The organism is Pseudomonas sp. NFACC46-3, from assembly GCF_900114515.1.
GTDB lineage: Bacteria > Pseudomonadota > Gammaproteobacteria > Pseudomonadales > Pseudomonadaceae > Aquipseudomonas > Aquipseudomonas fluorescens_Q.
Genome location: NZ_FOTH01000043.1, coordinates 27,285 through 43,865, shown reverse-complemented (window position 1 = coordinate 43,865; position 16,581 = coordinate 27,285). Strand labels below are relative to the sequence as shown.

Here is a 16,581-nt window from a genome sequence, read left to right as displayed (position 1 = left end):
AAGACCTTGCCCGACGGCCAGGCCATCGAATACCGCTACGACGAGCTGGGCCGATTGGTCCACGTCAACGACGGCAGCGATCATCCCCTGGCCTTTGAGTACGACGCCCAGGACCGGCTGGTTTGCGAACACCAGGGCTGGGGCACCCTGCGTTATCGCTACGACGCTTGCGGACGCCTCAACCACCTGCGCCTGCCGGACGACAGCCAGCTCGACTACCACCATGCCCCAGGTGGCGCACTGACCGCCATCGACCTCAACGGCTCGCGCCTGACCGAACACCGCTTTGTCGGCGGTCGCGAACGGCAACGCCAGCAAGGCCGGCTGCTCAGTGACTACGACTACGACGAACAGGGCCGCCTCAAAGCCCAGACCGTGTGGCAGAGCCAACAGCAGCAACTGTTCTGGCGCGATTATGCCTACAGCGCCAAGGGCAACCTGCAAACCCTTTCCGACAACCGAAACCGCCGCAGCTACCAGTACGACCCGCTGGATCGCCTGACCCGCATCGACTTTTCCCACAGCGAACCGCCGGAACACTTCTGCCACGATCCGGCCGGCAACCTGATGATGCAGGACCGCCCCGGCCCGACCACCCTCAAGGGCAACCGCCTGCTGGAAGAGGGCGACCGCCACTATGACTACGACGCCTTCGGCAACCTGATCCGCGAACGCCGCGGCCAGGCTCTGGTCAGCGCCTACCGCTACGACAGCCAGCACCGCCTGATCGGCGTCACCACGGCCGATGGGCGTGAAACCTCCTACCGCTACGACGCCTTTGGCCGACGCATCAGCAAGACCGTGGACGGCCTGACCACGGAATTTTTCTGGCAGGGCGACCAGGTCGTCGCCGAAAACAGCCCGCGCCACCACTGCAGCTACGTCTACGAACCCGGCACCTTCCGCCCGCTGGCGATGCTCGACGGCGAAGGCCCCGACGCCCGCCCGTTCTACTACCACCTCGACCACCTGGGCACCCCCCAGGAACTGACCAACCCCGCCGGCCAGATCGTCTGGTCGGCGCGCTACAACGGCTACGGCCAACTCACCGAACTCCAGCACGGCGGCGGCGAACAACTGGAACAACCGCTGCGCTTCCAGGGCCAATACTTCGACCCGGAAAGCGGCCTGCACTACAACCGGCACCGCTACTACAATCCCGGAACCGGCCGCTATCTGACGCCTGACCCGAGCAAATTGGCGGGTGGGCTCAATGGGTATCGCTACACGGTGAACCCGACGGGGTGGGTGGATCCGTTGGGGTTGGTGGATTGCCCGGGGAAGGGTGGGTGTCGGCCGGCGGTTGGGGGGCAGGATCCGGCGGTTAAGGCCCAAGTAGATGAGGGTGAGCCGCGGTTGCCGATGACGGCGGAGCAGCGGCGGGCGCGGATTGGTGAGTTGGGGGAGGCGAATGCTAAGCGGCGCGTAGAGGCGTATGAGGAGAAATATAAAATGCACACTGTCGCCAAGCACAATCCAGAAATATCTGACAAGGCGATTAGGCAACGGTCAATTGATGGAAGTCATCCAACGAAAAAAGGAAAGAAAGGACCGATAAACCATAGCTCGCAATTTATAAGTTGGAGGCTGCAGATGCATGCAATTAATGATGCGATTGCTAGGATGAGTCGGGTGCCGCCAGCTTATACAGGATTTACCAAGGACGGTGATCCAGTAGTAAGAAAAGAGATGCCTGGGGGAGGGAGAGGGTATAAGGTTAATAAAAAAGATAAGGATAATCCTGTGTATATGGATAGCTTGGATTACTCGGAAGTTAGGTTCGATCAGGCCGTTAAGGGTAGGCCTTATACTGCTTTCCCCGATTAGAGGTGTGTAATGTTGATGTGGGTAAATTATGATCTTCCCTTTGTGCCTGTGCTGTCGTATTGGCTAGGGGGGATTTCAATATATGATCTTGAAGAGACGCTGGGTGAGCAGCTTTGGGTGTTCAATCCAAACGAAAAGGATGATAGGGAGAAAATAATAAAGGAGTTTATTTTACGGCGGTTCGATGACTTAACCTATAGGCACAGATTTCTATTGCTTGAAGTTCTGAAGTCGGCTCTTTCTTCTCCTGGTTTTGACTTTTCGAAAGAGTTTGAGAGTGACTATGATGATCCACGCTCTATGGCTTGGGACGAGACTGAAATTGATGATCCTCGCCAATTCTTTGAGGATATATACAAGCTGGCAAGCGAAGAATGGAAAGAGGACTTGGATAAAGCATCCCTCGAAGATCCATCTACTTGGTAGGTCCGAACACAAAATTTCTGGCCTTCTCTCAGCTCAATCCACATACCGCTAAGCTGCTTTTGTGGCGAGGGGATTTATCCCCGCTGGGCTGCGGAGCAGCGCCCAAACCAGACAACTCGGAGTATCAGGAAGAGTGAGTTCGCTGCTTTAGGGCTGCTCTGCAGCCCAGCGGGGATAAATCCCCTCGCCACAGGGGTTGCGCCAGGGCGTTCGGGCCGCGGTGAATGGAGAATCCGCTTACACCGACAAACCCAACTCCACCACAGCCTCCCGCTCAGCCAAACCATCCACTAAATACACACTTCCTCCCAAAATTTCCTTGGCATGATGCTTGGCCTGGGAAGCCAGTTCCGCCAACTGGCTGGCGTCCAATTCCTCACAGGCCTCGGCGCGCAGGTGCACCACGCCAATCGACAGCGACAACAACGCGAACTCCTGTCGAACGCCCTGTCGGTTCAACGCAGTAAAGCATCCAACCTCCAGGTGTTCGGGGCGGTAGAAGCGACGGCAGTGGGTCTGGAAGTCGCTGAGTAGCTGGTCCAGGCGTCTGCGCCAGTCTTCCGGGCCGAGGACCAGCAGGAAGTCGTCGCCGCCGATATGACCGACGAAGTCGCGGCTGGGGTCGATACGTTCGTTCAGGCATTGGGCCAGGCACAGCAGGACTTCGTCGCCGCGACCGTAGCCGTAGATGTCGTTGAAGGGTTTGAAACTGTCGATGTCCACGTAGCAGATCACCGACTCCTGCCGCTGCTGCAGCAGGCGCGTGAGGCATTGCTGGATCGGTACGTTGCCCGGTAGCAGCGTCAGTGGGTTAGCGTAGCGGGCCTGTTGGATTTTCAGTTCAGTGATGAGCTTGAGCACATCGATCACCCGGCCCAGGCCCATGTAGCTGCCGTTGAGGGTGATGATGAAGTCCTCTTCGATGCGTTGTCGGGCGCGGCTGGTGATCAGGCGACTGACTTGTTGCAACGACTGGTTCAACTCCACTGCGAGAAAGTCGTCGCTCATCAAGCGGCTGATGGGTTTGCGGGCGAACAGGTCGGTGGCGAAGGGTTTGAGCAAGGCATCCGAGAGCGAATGGCGATGAACGATGCCGCAGGGCTGCCCTTGATCATCCAACACCGCCAGGGAGTTGAGGTTGGCCTGGCGACGAAAGGCTTCCAGCACGGTGGCTGTCGGCGTGTTGTGGGCCACTGCCGGTTGTTCGTTGAGTAGCGCACCGAGGTCGTTGACCTCATCGCTCAACGCCGCCACGCCGCTGTCCTGCTTGGGCATCAGCGCCCTGGCATCGCGTGACGGTTGTTCCTGAGGCCGGGCCAGCAGATAGCCCTGGACCAGATCGACGCCCATTTCGATCAGCACCGCCAGTTCTTCCGGCAGTTCGATTCCTTCGGCAATCACCTGGGCGCGGGAGGCCCGGGCGATTTTCAGGATCGAGCCCACGAACTCGCGCTTGAGGGCGTCCTGGTGGATGCCGTCGATGAAATGCCGGTCGATCTTCACATAATCGGGTCGCAATTCAGACCACAGCCGCAGGCTCGAATAGCCGGCGCCCAGGTCGTCCAGGGCAATCGAGAAACCCATCGCACGATAATGATGCAGCGCGGTTTGCAGGAGCTGGAAGTCATCGATAGGGGTTTGTTCAGTCAGTTCGATCACGACTTGGCTGGGGGCAATGCCGAGGTCCTGCAGCAGTTGCAGGGTGCGCCCGGTCTGGTGCGCGGACTCCAGCAGCGACTCGGGCGAGACGTTGAGAAACAGCTTGCCCGGGAGCTTTTGCTCATTGAAGCGCTGGCAGGCGCTGCGGCGGCAGGCCAACTCTAGTTCGCTGAGGCGGCCGGCCTGGCGCGCCACGGAGAGTAGCGCGATGGGGGAGTGCAACGGGCTGTTGGAGGGGCCGCGGGTCAAGGCTTCATAACCCACGATGCGCCGTTCGGAAAGGCAGATGATCGGTTGGAACAGGCTGTGCAAACCGCTTTGAGCCAGGATCGAACTCAAGGCACTCAGCTGTTCTGTCGTGGTCATGGCAATCTCTGGCGATAAAAAAAGGACCGGGTGCGTGGCACCCAGTCCTGTATTTCACGACAGACTGATGTCAGTTTGATGACACTCCGACGAGCATCACCATTAAATGGCCATCATCCTAGTGCTTGGCGATCGCTGTGTTGAGTTTCAGGTAATCCAGCAGGATCCGCCCGGTCTCGCTCAGGTAGGCATCGTCTTCCGGCTTGGTTTTCTCCGGCTCGGTGATCAGGTCTTCGTCCTCTTTCTTCAGTTCTTTGAGCGGTTCTTCGCCCTTGGCCTTGCGACGCAGGTTTTCCATGGTCAGTTGCTTGGCCTCGATGTCGGCATGCTGCGCGCGACGGTCGGCTTCGTTGAGGGTGACGGTTTTCTCCATCATCAACTTCTGCGCCAGGGCCAGCTTGTCGCGGATGAAGACAAACTCTGCATCCTGGGCCGTGCGGGTGTCATGCTCGGACTTGAGCTGGGCCAGGAACGGCTTGAACGGATCCACCGCCGGCTTGATCGCCGGGCGGATGGTGTCCCACGGCATCGCTTCGGGCAGGGCGCTTTCACCGATTTCCTTGGTGTCGATGATCGACGGGTAATCGATGTCAGGCAGCACGCCCTGATGCTGGGTGCTCTGGCCGGAAACCCGGTAGAACTTCGCCAGGGTCAGCTTCAGTTCGCCATGGTTGAGCGGCTGGATGGTCTGCACGGTACCTTTGCCGAAGGTCTGGCCGCCGATGATCAGCGCACGGTGATAGTCCTGCATGGCGCCGGCGAAAATCTCCGAGGCAGAAGCGGACAGGCGATTGACCAGCAAGGCCATTGGCCCCTTGTAGAACGCACCGGGGTTTTCGTCTTCCAGCACATCCACTCGACCATCGGCGTTACGCACGAGCACGGTCGGGCCCTTGTCGATGAACAGGCTGGTCAGCTCGGTGGCTTCCTGCAGGGAGCCGCCGCCGTTGTTGCGCAAGTCGATGACCACGCCGTCGACTTTTTCCTTCTGCAGCTCGGTCAGCAGCTTCTTGACGTCGCGCGTGGTGCTCTTGTAATCCGGATCCCCGGCGCGGAAGGCCTTGAAGTCCAGGTAGAAGGCCGGGATCTCGATGATGCCGAGCTTGTAGTCCTTGCCGTCCTGCTTGAGGTTGAGGACCGATTTCTTCGCTGCCTGTTCTTCCAGCTTCACCGCTTCACGGGTGATGGACACGATCTTGCTGGTCTGGTCGTTCGGCGCATTGCTGGCCGGGATGACTTCCAGGCGCACCACCGAGCCTTTCGGACCACGGATCAGCTTGACCACTTCGTCCAGGCGCCAGCCGACCACGTCGACCATTTCCTTGTTGCCTTGGGCGACGCCGATGATCTTGTCCGCCGGGCTGACCTGTTTGGTCTTGTCCGCCGGGCCCGCCGGGACCAGGCGCACGATTTTCACCTGGTCGTTGTCGCTCTGCAGCACCGCACCGATGCCTTCCAGGGACAGGCTCATGTTGATGTCGAAGTTTTCCGCGTTATCCGGCGACAGATAATTGGTGTGCGGGTCGTAGGACATGGCGAAGGTGTTGATGTACGCCTGGAAAACGTCTTCGGCGCGAGTCTGGTCCAGGCGAGCCAATTGGTTCTTGTAACGCTTGGTCAGGGTTTCCTGGATCTGCTTGGAATCCTTGCCGGCGATCTTCATGCGCAGCACTTCGTCCTTGACGCGCTTGCGCCACAGGTCATCGAGTTCGGCTGTGCTTTTGAGCCAGGGGGCGTCCTTGCGGTCGACCAGCAAGGTTTCCTTGGTATTGAAATCGATTTTGTCGACGCCTTTGTTCAGCTCGGCAAGGGCGTAGTCCAGACGCGCCTTCACGCGGTCCAGGTAGCGCTTGTAGATGGTGAACCCGGCGTTCAGGTCGCCGCTCTTGAGGAAGTCGTCGAACTGGGTCTTCCATTTGTCGAATTCAGCGATGTCGCTGGCCAGGAAGTAACTGCGCGACGGATCGAGCAGCTTCAGGTAGCTGTCGTAGATGATGATCGAGCGCGCATCATCGAGTGGCGGCTTGCTGTAGTGATGGCGCTTGAGCAACTCGACCACGTTAAGGCTGGCAATCACCTCGTCACGATCGGGCTGAAGCTTGTCCCAGCTGTTGGCTGCGAACGTATCGTTCGACAGCGGTAACAGGCCGAGGCCAATGACTAGCGCGAGGGCGGTACTGGGGAACAGATGCTTCATGCTGATTCGACGCAGGGACAATTGATAACGCATATTAGGCCGTCTTTGAAGTCGCCGGTTCCATGTGGCCCGGGCGCATAATGCAAGAAAGCCCGGCGTTGAAGCAGCGGGCCCAGTCGAGACTCACTATGGAGGCACCGTGAAAGCATTGCAAGGCGTTGAAGGCCAAGTGGTATGGGCAGATGAGCCGAGCCCGGCGTGTGATGTCGGGCAAGTTCGTATTCGTGTGGCAGCCGCCGGCCTGAATCGGGCCGATTTGCTGCAAAAAGCCGGACTTTACCCGCCGCCGCCCGGCGCCAGCCAGGTGTTGGGGCTGGAGTGCGCCGGGGTGATCAGCGAGGTCGGGCCGGGCTCGTCCTGGCAGGTGGGCGACCGCGTTTGCGCGTTGCTGGCCGGCGGTGGGATGGCCGAGGAGGTGGTGGTCGATGGCCGGCATGTATTGCCGGTGCCGGAGGGCCTGTCATTGACTGAGGCGGCCGCGCTGCCGGAGGTCTACGGCACTGCGTGGCTGAACCTGTTCCAGCTGGCGGCGCTCAAGCCGGGTGAAAAAGTACTGTTGCACGCTGGGGCCAGCGGCGTCGGCTCGGCCGCGATCCAGCTGTGCAAGGCGTTCGGCAACCCATGCTGGGTCAGTGTCGGTTCGACCGAGCGGCTGGCCTATTGCGAGGCCCTGGGCGCCCAGGGTGGCGTGGTACGCACCGATGGCCTGGAGAGTTTGAACGATCTCGGTCCGTTCGACGTGATCCTCGATCCGGTGGGCGGCAGCTACGCCAAACTCAACGTGAAACTTTTGTCAGTTGACGGCCGCTGGGTGTTGATCGGCCTGATGGGGGGGCGCTCGACCGAACTGGATCTGGCACAGGTGCTGGGCAAGCGTATCCAATTGCTCGGTTCGACCTTGCGCAGCCGTGACGAGCAGTTCAAGGCCGACCTGATCAGCGAGCTGGGCCAACAGGTGTGGCCGCTGTTTGCCGACAAGCGCCTGAGCCCGCAACTGGCCAAGACCTTCGCGATCAAGGATGCCGAAGCGGCGTTTGCGGAGTTGGCGACCAACCAGGTGTCAGGGAAGTTGGTGTTGGTGATCGACGAGAGTCTGAGCTAGTCGCGCAAGCAGTACAGCTGCGGTTCCTGTGTCGAGCAAGCTTGCTCGACACAGGAATTTGAGTGTCCTGTAGTAAGTGCTCGCTCCCGCGCTCGCTGGAATTTGCAAAGGGCTAGATAGGGATACACCCTGTCAAGTCTGACAGTAGACACCACGAAGAAAGTCACTCTAGAGTGGGTTCGAGAGTAATAGATGTCTCTCTGTTTAGTGTCCACTGACAGAAGAGGTGCTGTGATGGCTACGAAAGAGCTCCGCATGACCCAGGAATATGTTGACGACAACAGATCGCCCGACGTTGTCCTGGAGATCTATAAGGGCAAGAAGTTGCTGTTCGCGACTTTTGTCTCTGCGTCGAAAAAGAACGGCCCCTACGATACCGTCAATGTCAAAACCGACGCTGATGGCGACGGCGACATGGACAGGCAAGACGAAAAAGCAATTCTGGATCTGGCAAAAGCCTTTTCCAAGTTCAAGTAGGGCACTGGCATGTCTGATCATGTCGTTCTACACGCGCTGGTTTGTGCACTTTCATGGGGGCTCGTTGAAGCTGCCCAAGCACAAGTGCCTTCAGACACGTCAGAACAAGGGCCATGGGGAGATTGGGGCGCGGCTGCATACTGCCCTCAGGGACAATATGTCTGGGGATTCCGACTCAAAAGTGAACCCGATCAGGGCAGTGGGGATGATACGGCCCTGAATGCGATGCAGGTGTATTGCGGGCTCTAGCTCTAGTGCCTGTTGCCGTTTCGCAGACTCACCAGCACAGTGCAGGTGCGGCCCGTGGCAGCGACAAGGTGATATCGACGGTGGCTTTCACCTTTGACCGGCGACCACGGGCAAGCTGACCTTCGGTCGGCAGCCCGTATCCGATGCGCGGGCCCTGCTAGCGTTAACTAATGGGGGATGGGGTAACCGCAGCTTTCATTTCACCCGCCAGGTGAAGAGGTTGATCATGGCCATCGCCGAATGGCGCATGCAGGGCGTCGAATTCATTGCCTGCAACTGCAATTGGGGCTGCCCCTGTCAATTCAATGCACCACCGACCCATGGTCACTGCCAGGCGGTGGCGTCGATGCGAGTGGAACACGGATATTTCAATCAGGTCGCGCTGGACGGTTTGTGCTGGGCCGCCACCTTCGCTTGGCCGGGTGCCATCCATGAGGGCAGCGGCAGTTGCCAGGTGTTCATCGATGAACGCGCCGATGAGGCGCAACGCCAGGCCCTGTTGACCATTCTTTCTGGCTTGGAGAGCGACCCTGGGGCCAACGTGTTTCAGGTGTTCAGCAGCACCATGAGTGAAGCGTTCGAACCGCTGTTCGTGCCCATCACTCTTTCCATCGATGTCGATCAGCGCTTGGCGCACCTGGACATTCCAGGCGTGCTGCAGGCCAGCGGCGAGCCGATCCGCAGCCCGATCGACGGTTCACCTCATCGAGCCCGCCTGTCCCTGCCCAACGGCTTCGAGTTCCGTGAGGCCGAAGTGGCCAGCGGCAGCTACCAGACGCATTCAGCCCTCAAACTACAATCCCAGGGCAGTCATAGCCACCTCGCCCACGTGCACTTCACCGGCCATGGCATAGAGCCGTAATGGCAGAACCTCAGGCGGCGACGCCGAGCAAGCGACTGACAGGCGAGCAGTTACTGCTCCTGCTCTGCCTGCTCGCGCTGACTGCCCTGGCCTGGCTGATGTTGCTGGAGATGGCTCGCGACATGAGTGCGCCGGGCGGCATGGCTGATGCGGCGATGGGTGGCATGGTCATGCCTTGGAGCCTGGCCGATGCGCTGCTGATGTTCGCCATGTGGGTGGTGATGATGGTCGGCATGATGCTGCCCAGCACCTTGCCCATGCTGTTGATCTACCAGCAGATGCTGCGCAAGCGCATGCCGGCACCGCGGCGACACCTGGCCCTGCTGCTGTTCGGCAGCGCCTATGTCCTGGTCTGGGCCGGTTTTGCCCTGGGCGCCACGGCGCTGCAATGGGCGCTCGAGCAGCTCGCCCTGCTCAGTCCGGGGATGCGTAGCACCAGTACCGCGCTGGGCGCCGGCCTGCTGTTGGTCGCAGGCGTCTATCAGTGGCTGCCAGGCAAGGCGGTCTGCCTTGAGCATTGTCGCGGGCCGCTGCATTTTCTGCTCAGCTACTGGCGCCCCGACGTGCTCGGGGGTTGGCGCATGGGGCTGGCCCATGGCGCTTACTGCCTGGGCTGCTGCTGGGCCCTGATGGGCCTGCTGTTCGTGGTCGGCGTGATGAACCTGCTCTGGGTGGCAGTGATCGGTGCCTTCATTTTGCTGGAGAAAAACCTGCCGCAGGGACTCTGGTTCAGCCGTGTCTGCGGTGTGTTGTTGCTCGGCTGGAGCCTGTGGCTGTTGCTTGGCTGAACCTGTGGGAGCGAGTGTGCCTTATTGTCAGGAACTTACCGACGCACTCGTGCCCCGTGGCGAGGGAGCTTGCTCCCGCTGGGTGGCGTAGCCGTCCCAATCGAGACGACGCAATTGCCCAGGCAGATCGCGTCAACCGTTTTTACGACTGCTTCGCAGCCGAGCGGGAGCAAGCTCCCTCGCCACACAAGCCTGGGTGTTCTTCCTGGGGCTGTTCAGTGTTCATTTCCAGGTATGGATTGGCCACCCGGCCGATTCGGCATGGGCCTTCAGCACGGGATCCGGGTTGACCACGTGGGGGAAATCCACCCGCAGCAACAACGGCAGGTCATTGCGCGAGTCGGAATAGAAACTGGCGCCCTCCAGGTTTTCTTCCTCGGCATCCAGCCAGTCCAGCAACCGCGCGATCTTGCCTTCGCGGTAGGTCAGGGTGCCTACGGTCTTGCCGCTGTAGACGCCATGGGCCACTTCAAGGTTGATCGCCAGGATCTCGTCGATGCCCAGGCGTTCGGCAATCGGCTTGACCAGGTGCGTGCCCGAAGCCGAGATCACCAGGATCCGGTCGCCGGCCTTGCGGTGTTCGGCGATGGTCTTGGTGGCGTCGCTGAAGATGATCGGTTCGATGAAGTCTTCCACCCAAGGCCCTACCAAGTGTTCGATTTCTTCCGGTGTGCGGCCGATCATCGGTTCCAGGCTGAAGTCCATGTACTCTTCCATGCTCAGTTTGCCGTGGCTGTAGGCATCCATCAGCGCGTTGTTGCGTTGCATGAACGACTCGGGATCGACCCAGCCCAGGCGTCCCATCTGTTCGCTCCAGAGGGTGGCGCAGTCGCCGTGGATCAGGGTTTCGTCCAGATCAAAAATTGCCAGGGCCATCAGCGCGTTTTCCTCTTCAAGATCAACTTCAAAATCGATAAAGCCATCAGGCTACCTCACACAGCGCCGACGGATCGATGGCAAGTGACAACCGTGCGCCATCGGGGTGCAGGTCGGCGGCCGAGCGATTGAGTACATCCACCACCAGTTCCACGCCACGGGCCTCGACCCGGTAGCGAATCACGTTGCCCAACAGGCTGTGGCTGCGGATCAGCGCATCGGCTTCGCCACCGCGACTCAGCTCGATGGCTTCCGGGCGAATGGCGATGCGGCCGTTCACCGGGCGTTGCAGCAGCCGGCTGGCACTGTCGGCGTCCAGCAGGTTGTAGTTGCCGATGAACCCGGCGGCAAAGACGTCGACCGGCGCAGTGTAAAGGGTTTCGGCATCGCCGCTTTGTACGATCTTTCCCTGGTTCATCAGGAAAATCCGATCAGACATCGTCAGGGCTTCTTCCTGGTCGTGTGTGACGAAGATCGTGGTCAGGCCCAGTTCGCGCTGGATCTGACGGATCTGTTCGCGCAGGTGTTTGCGAATCCGCGCATCCAGGGCCGACAGCGGCTCGTCCAGCAGCAACAGGCGCGGCCGGGTCACCAGGGAGCGGGCGAGGGCGACGCGCTGGCATTGGCCGCCGGAGAGTTGATGGGGATAGCGGCCGGCAAAATCATGCAGCTCCACCAGGCGCAGGATCTCCAGCACACGCTTGTGGCTGTCCGAGGCGTCGACTTTTTGCATGCGCAGGCCGAAGGCGACGTTCTGTTCCACGGTCATGTTGGGGAACAAGGCGTAGCTCTGGAAGACCATGCCGATGCCGCGTTTCTGCGGGCTCAACGGGACGATGTCTTGCCCGTCCAGGATGATCTGGCCAGCATCCACTGCGGTCAGGCCGGCAATGCAGCGCAGCAGTGTGGACTTGCCGCAACCGGAAGGGCCGAGGAGGGTGACGAACTCGCCTTTGCTGATCTCGCAATTGATGTCGCTGAACACCGGCGTGCCGGCGTAGCTTTTTTGCAGGTGTTGGACGCTGACGTAGCTCATTGGCTTTTGTCCTTGTTCAAGATGTTGGCCGCCCAGGTCAGGACCAGTACGAAGAAGAAGTAGGAAATCACCAGGGCACTGGTGAAGTGGCCGCTGCTGTTGCGCATGTTGTTCAGGTAGACCTGCAGGGTTTCATAGCGCGTGCCGACGAGGATGTTGGCAAACACGAATTCGCCGAACAGGAACGAGAAGGACAGCAGCAACGCCACCATCAAGCCCTTGCGCAGGTTCGGCAGTACGACCAGGAACGCGGCCTGAAAGGTGCTGGCGCCGAGCAGTTGGGCGGCGTCCATCAGGTCGCGCAGGTTGATGGCTTGCAGGTTGTTGGTGATCGCCCGGTACATGAACGGCAGGGCGACGGTGAAGTAGCAGCCGATCAGGATCCACGGCGTGCCGACCATCGCCAGCGGTCCGGAGCCATAGAGTTGCAACAGCCCCACCGACGACACCACCGGCGGCACCGCGAAGGGCAGCAGGATGAGGATGTTCATCAGCGCGTCGAGTTTCGGAAAGTGGTAATGCACCACGAACAGCAACGGCAGGATCAACACCACCGAGAGCACCAGCGCACCAACGCAGACCAGCAGCGATTGGCCGAAGGCGTGGAGAAAGCGCGGATCGCTCCACAACTGCACATACCATTTGAACGTGAAGCCGCTGGGCAGCACGGTGGCCGACCAACTGCTGGCGATGGAGTAGACGAGCGTGCCCGCCAGGGGCAGCAGCAGGATGGCGAACAGCAGGTACACCACCGCCCGATGATAGAGCCCGGCGGAGCCCGGTTCAGCGCGAGACATGGTAGCTCCTCTTGAGCAGCAACTGGTGGACGATGGTCACGACGGTCATCAACGCCACCAACACCACGGCCAGGGCGCTGGCCAGGTTCGGGTCGAGGGAAATGTCGCCGGAAACCATGGCGGCGATGCGAATCGGCAGCACGTTGAAGTTGCCGGTGGTCAGCGCATAGACCGTGGCATAGGCGCCGAGGGCGTTGGCCAGCAGGATCACGAAGGTGCCCAGCAGCGCCGGGGTCAGCACCGGCAAGCCGATGTGCCGCCAGAACTGCCAACCGCTGGCCCCCAGCAGTTCGGCGGATTCGCGCCAGTCTTCGCGCAGGGCGTCGAAGGCCGGATAGAGCAGCAGCACACCCAGGGGAATCTGGAAGTAGGTGTAGAGGATGATCAGCCCGGTTTTCGAATACAGGTTGAAATCCTCGATGATCCCCGCCTGTTTGAGCATGATCGTGATGCTGCCGTTGAACCCGAGCAAAATGATGAAGGCGAAGGCCAGGGGCACGCCAGCGAAGTTGCTGGTCATGTTGGCGAACGCGTTGACGAAGTTGCGCAACCGCGAATCCACCCGGCGCAGGGAGTAGCTGCCGAGTACGGCGATGACGATGCCGAACACACTGGACCAGAAGCTGATCTCCAGGCTGTGCTGGATCGCTTGCAGGTAGAACTTGGAACTGAAGATCTTGCTGAAGTTGGCCAGGCCCCAGCCGAACTCTTCCGATTCCAGGCTGTTGACCAGCACCCACAGCAGCGGGGCGATCTGGAACACGATGAAGAAAATCGCGAAGGGCACCAGGCACAACGCTGCCAGCCATTTGCCGCGCGTCATGGCGTTCACTTGAGTAACTCCTGGCAATAGGGTTTGTCGTGGTCGACGCCGAGCAATTGGCAAATGGTGCCGCACAGTTCGGTCTGCCGGGGCGCGGCCGCGGGATCGAGACTGAAGCCGTCACCCAGGACAAACAGCGGCACTTCCCGTTCTTCGGCCAACAGGCCGTTATGGGAGCGATCGTTGTTCATGCCGTGGTCGGACGTCACCAGCACCTGGTAACCGGCGTCGAGCCAGCCTTGCAGGTAGACCGCCAGGTTGATGTCGGCCGAGCGGGCGCTGTTGCGGTATTGCGGGGTGTCGAGGCCGTGCTTGTGGCCGGCGTCGTCGATGTTCATCGGGTGCACCAGCAGGAAGTTCGGCAAGTAGCGCTGGCGCAGGTGTTCGGCGTCGGCGAACAGATGGGAATCGGGGTAGTGGTCATTCCAATAGAAATGCCCGTACTGGATCGGCAAATCGGGGTTGTCGGTATGACGATCTCGACCGGCCACGAAGGGTGAGACGTTGTAGAGCTCGCTGACCCAGTGATACGCCGCGGCCGCCGTACTCAAGCCGGCCTGGGTGGCGTAGTGGAAAATGCTGCGCTGATTCGACAGGCGCGAGACGTTGTTGTGCACGATCCCGCTGTCGATGGGCACGACGCCAGTGAGGATGCATTCATAGAGCGGGCGGGACAGGGCGGGCAACTCACATTCCAGTTTGTAGAGGGCCGCGCGTCCTGCGCCGACGTAAGCCTGCAAATGCCCCATGGCATGCCGGGCGACCTCATGGTTGAGGCCGTCGAGCACCACCAGGATGACGTTGTGCTTCATGGACCAAGACTCCGGATGGACACCAGAAAACTCGGATTCACCGCAGGTCCAATGTGGGAGCGAGATTGCTCACTCCCACAATTGGATTTCCATTGGATATCCGAGCGAGAGCTAGCGCCTCACTGCATATTGATGATCACTTCTTCCTGCCATTTCTGCGGCAGAGCCTTGGAGGTTTTTTCCCACGCATCGGCATCCTTGATCGGCGTCACGCCTTTGTACTGCTCATTCGGCAGCAGCTTGGCCTTGACCTCTTCCGGCAGTGTCAGGTGCTCGGCGCGGATGGGCCGGGCGTTGCCCTTGGCCAGGTTGATCTGGCCGGCGTCGCTGAAGATGTACTCGCGAGCCAGCTTGGCGGCGTTCGGGTGCTTGGCGTATTTGTTGATGATGGTGGTGTAGCCGGAGATCACCGAGCCGTCGGACGGAATCAGCACGACGTAGTCATCCGGGTTGGCCATCTTGGCCTTGTAGCTCAGGCCGTTGAAGTCCCAGACCACGCCGACTTCGACTTCACCTTTCTCCATCGTGGCGATGGTCGGGTTGGCCATGGACAGGCGCCCTTGCTTGGCGATCTCGGCGAACATCAACAGCGCCGGTTGCAGGTTTTTCTCGTCGCCGCCGTTGGCCAGGGCGGCAGCCAGCACACCGTTGGCCGCCTGGGCCGCGGTGCTCACGTCACCAATGGAGACTTTGTACTTACCGGTTTTCAGGTCAGCCCATTTGGTCGGCACTTCGGAGCCGTGCAGCAGCTTCTTGTTGACGATGAACGCGATGGTGCCGGTGTAGGCCAGTGCCCAGTTGCCGTCCTTGTCCTTGGCCCAGGCAGGCACCTGGTCCCAGGTGCTTGGCTTGTAGGGTTGGACCACGCCCTGCTTGACCGCGATCGGGCCGAAAGCTGCACCGACGTCGCCGATGTCGGCGCTGGCGTTGTCTTTCTCGGCGGCGAACTTGGCGATTTCCTGGGCCGAACTCATGTCGGTGTCGATGTGTTTCAGGCCGTAGACCTTGGCCAGGTCGTCCCAGGTGCCTTTCCAGTTTGCCCAGTCATCGGGCATGCCGACGCTGTTCACGGCGCCTTCCGCTTTCGCAGCGGCTTCCAATGTTTTCAGATCGGTGTCAGCGGCCATGGCGGCGGTGCACATGGCAATGGTCGAGCCTAACAGTGATGCCAGGAAAAGCTGTTTCATCCGAAGCTCCTATGGGCGTTTTCAACGCTGCGATTGCGGTTGTGTTGGTCTAGGTCAGCAATACCTGAGCCAATGTAGGCGAGCCCTGTGACATTTTGATGTCGGTGGTGGAGGCTTCAGGAAATGCCCGGCTCGTGGAGGTTGGCTGCGAATTAAGCGTAGACCATGGTTAAACAGCTGATCTGAAAGGACTTGGCCGTTAATTTGCACGCTTGCAAAACGACCGTTCGGCGGCTCTGTCATCTGCCAGTCATGTGCAGTGCCTAGGCTTGCTGGACCAAGAAGCGGATCGATGGACAGTCGATCTTGCCCCGAAACAGTGCTGGTCTAGTCCAGATAGGTAACGTTGATGCGCATCGATGCAACCAAAGCGGTGACAGCCATCGGACAGGTCCTGCAAGAGCAGCTCGACCACGGGTTGCTGGCGCCCGGCAGCAAATTGCCGGCCGAGCGCAAGCTCAGTGAGTTGTTCGGGACCACGCGGATTACCGTGCGTGAGGCGTTGTTGCAGCTCGAAGCCCAGGGGCAGATTTATCGGGAGGAGCGCCGGGGCTGGTTCGTTTCGCCGCCGCGCCTGGCCTACAACCTGATGCAACGCAGCCATTTCCACGCCATGGTCGCAGCCCAAGGGCGTGTGCCTTCTACCCAAGTGATCTCGGCGCGCCTGCAACCGGCCTCGGCGGCGGTATGTGCCTGGTTGCAACTGCCGGCGTTGTCCAGCGTGATCCAGATCTGCCGCGTGCGGCGTATCGACGAGCGGCTGGTGCTGTACGTCGAGCACTACCTGAACCCGCAGTATTTTCCGGACATCCTGGGGTTCGACCTCAACCAATCCATCACCGAACTGTACGCCCGCCATTACGACCTGCACTACGGCCGGGTGAAGTTTGAAATCGTGCCCACCTCGTTACAGCCGGAAGCGGCAGCGGCGTTGAAGGTTTCGGTGGGCAGCCCCGGGCTTCGCATCGCACGGGTCAACTATGACCAGCACCAGCGGCTGATCGATTGCGACCTGGAATTCTGGCGACACGATGCTATCCATGTCGGCGTGGATGTGCCGGAGCAACCGGTACCGGAACAATCGCCCGCAGCCTGAG

16 protein-coding genes are annotated in these 16,581 nt (G+C 60.2%); 8 read left to right on the top strand and 8 right to left on the bottom strand.

All coding sequences use genetic code 11. The annotated features are described in order from the left end of the window. Both BM300_RS27215 and BM300_RS27210 read left to right on the top strand, forming a co-directional pair. The coding region (locus BM300_RS27215) for an RHS repeat domain-containing protein (protein WP_139232393.1) at window positions 1–1,827 on the top strand (1,827 nt) is incomplete at its 5' end. Window positions 1,828–1,836: 9 nt separating this feature from the next. Beyond that, complete coding sequence (locus tag BM300_RS27210; RefSeq protein ID WP_092201680.1) at window positions 1,837–2,253, top strand: hypothetical protein; 417 nt, start codon at window positions 1,837–1,839, stop codon at window positions 2,251–2,253. 237 nt (window positions 2,254–2,490) lie between these two features. Here BM300_RS27210 and BM300_RS27205 read toward each other — a convergent pair whose 3' ends face one another. Both BM300_RS27205 and BM300_RS27200 read right to left on the bottom strand, forming a co-directional pair. Beyond that, window positions 2,491–4,278, bottom strand: coding sequence for a bifunctional diguanylate cyclase/phosphodiesterase (locus BM300_RS27205; protein WP_092349534.1), 1,788 nt, complete (start codon window positions 4,276–4,278; stop codon window positions 2,491–2,493). Between the two features lie 118 nt (window positions 4,279–4,396). Next, the gene (locus BM300_RS27200; protein WP_170846016.1) at window positions 4,397–6,475 is read right to left on the bottom strand and encodes a carboxy terminal-processing peptidase; all 2,079 of its coding nucleotides are present in this window, start codon (window positions 6,473–6,475) and stop codon (window positions 4,397–4,399) included. 139 nt (window positions 6,476–6,614) lie between these two features. Here BM300_RS27200 and BM300_RS27195 point away from each other — a divergent pair, with 139 nt between their 5' ends. The 5 genes from BM300_RS27195 to BM300_RS27175 all read left to right on the top strand — a co-directional run bounded on the left by BM300_RS27195 (window position 6,615) and on the right by BM300_RS27175 (window position 9,953). Next, complete coding sequence (locus BM300_RS27195; RefSeq protein ID WP_063324792.1) at window positions 6,615–7,577, top strand: zinc-binding dehydrogenase; 963 nt, start codon at window positions 6,615–6,617, stop codon at window positions 7,575–7,577. 255 nt (window positions 7,578–7,832) lie between these two features. Further along, the gene (locus BM300_RS27190) at window positions 7,833–8,054 is read left to right on the top strand and encodes a hypothetical protein (protein ID WP_092224639.1); all 222 of its coding nucleotides are present in this window, start codon (window positions 7,833–7,835) and stop codon (window positions 8,052–8,054) included. 9 nt (window positions 8,055–8,063) lie between these two features. Then, entirely contained in the window at window positions 8,064–8,303 is a 240-nt protein-coding gene (locus tag BM300_RS31885) for a hypothetical protein (protein ID WP_092349537.1), read from the top strand. Between the two features lie 226 nt (window positions 8,304–8,529). Next, window positions 8,530–9,165, top strand: a complete 636-nt coding sequence (locus tag BM300_RS27180) for a DUF1326 domain-containing protein (protein WP_092147721.1) — start codon at window positions 8,530–8,532, stop codon at window positions 9,163–9,165. Continuing rightward, entirely contained in the window at window positions 9,165–9,953 is a 789-nt protein-coding gene (locus tag BM300_RS27175) for a DUF2182 domain-containing protein (RefSeq protein WP_092147724.1), read from the top strand. Before BM300_RS27180 ends, BM300_RS27175 begins: the two co-directional genes overlap by 1 nt. Before the next feature lie 222 nt (window positions 9,954–10,175). Here the strand turns inward: BM300_RS27175 and BM300_RS27170 are convergent, their stop codons facing one another. From BM300_RS27170 to BM300_RS27145, 6 genes are all read right to left on the bottom strand, one after another. Next, entirely contained in the window at window positions 10,176–10,829 is a 654-nt protein-coding gene (locus BM300_RS27170; RefSeq protein ID WP_063324797.1) for an HAD family hydrolase, read from the bottom strand. 46 nt (window positions 10,830–10,875) lie between these two features. Next, the gene (locus BM300_RS27165) at window positions 10,876–11,865 is read right to left on the bottom strand and encodes an ABC transporter ATP-binding protein (RefSeq protein WP_092147727.1); all 990 of its coding nucleotides are present in this window, start codon (window positions 11,863–11,865) and stop codon (window positions 10,876–10,878) included. Continuing rightward, window positions 11,862–12,662: an ABC transporter permease gene (locus BM300_RS27160; protein ID WP_092201692.1), complete on the bottom strand. Its 801-nt coding sequence runs from the start codon at window positions 12,660–12,662 to the stop codon at window positions 11,862–11,864. The genes BM300_RS27165 and BM300_RS27160 overlap by 4 nt, the downstream gene beginning before the upstream one ends. Then, a complete protein-coding gene (locus tag BM300_RS27155) occupies window positions 12,649–13,485 on the bottom strand; it encodes an ABC transporter permease (RefSeq protein ID WP_161951765.1) in 837 nt (278 codons plus the stop codon). The genes BM300_RS27160 and BM300_RS27155 overlap by 14 nt, the downstream gene beginning before the upstream one ends. A gap of 5 nt (window positions 13,486–13,490) precedes the next feature. Continuing rightward, complete coding sequence (locus BM300_RS27150; protein ID WP_063324801.1) at window positions 13,491–14,297, bottom strand: alkaline phosphatase family protein; 807 nt, start codon at window positions 14,295–14,297, stop codon at window positions 13,491–13,493. A 119-nt stretch (window positions 14,298–14,416) separates the two neighbouring features. Continuing rightward, window positions 14,417–15,484: an ABC transporter substrate-binding protein gene (locus BM300_RS27145; protein ID WP_092349541.1), complete on the bottom strand. Its 1,068-nt coding sequence runs from the start codon at window positions 15,482–15,484 to the stop codon at window positions 14,417–14,419. Window positions 15,485–15,833: 349 nt separating this feature from the next. Between BM300_RS27145 and BM300_RS27140 the strand changes: the two genes are divergently transcribed. Then, entirely contained in the window at window positions 15,834–16,580 is a 747-nt protein-coding gene (locus tag BM300_RS27140) for a UTRA domain-containing protein (RefSeq protein WP_063324803.1), read from the top strand. Window position 16,581: the final 1 nt, after the last annotated feature.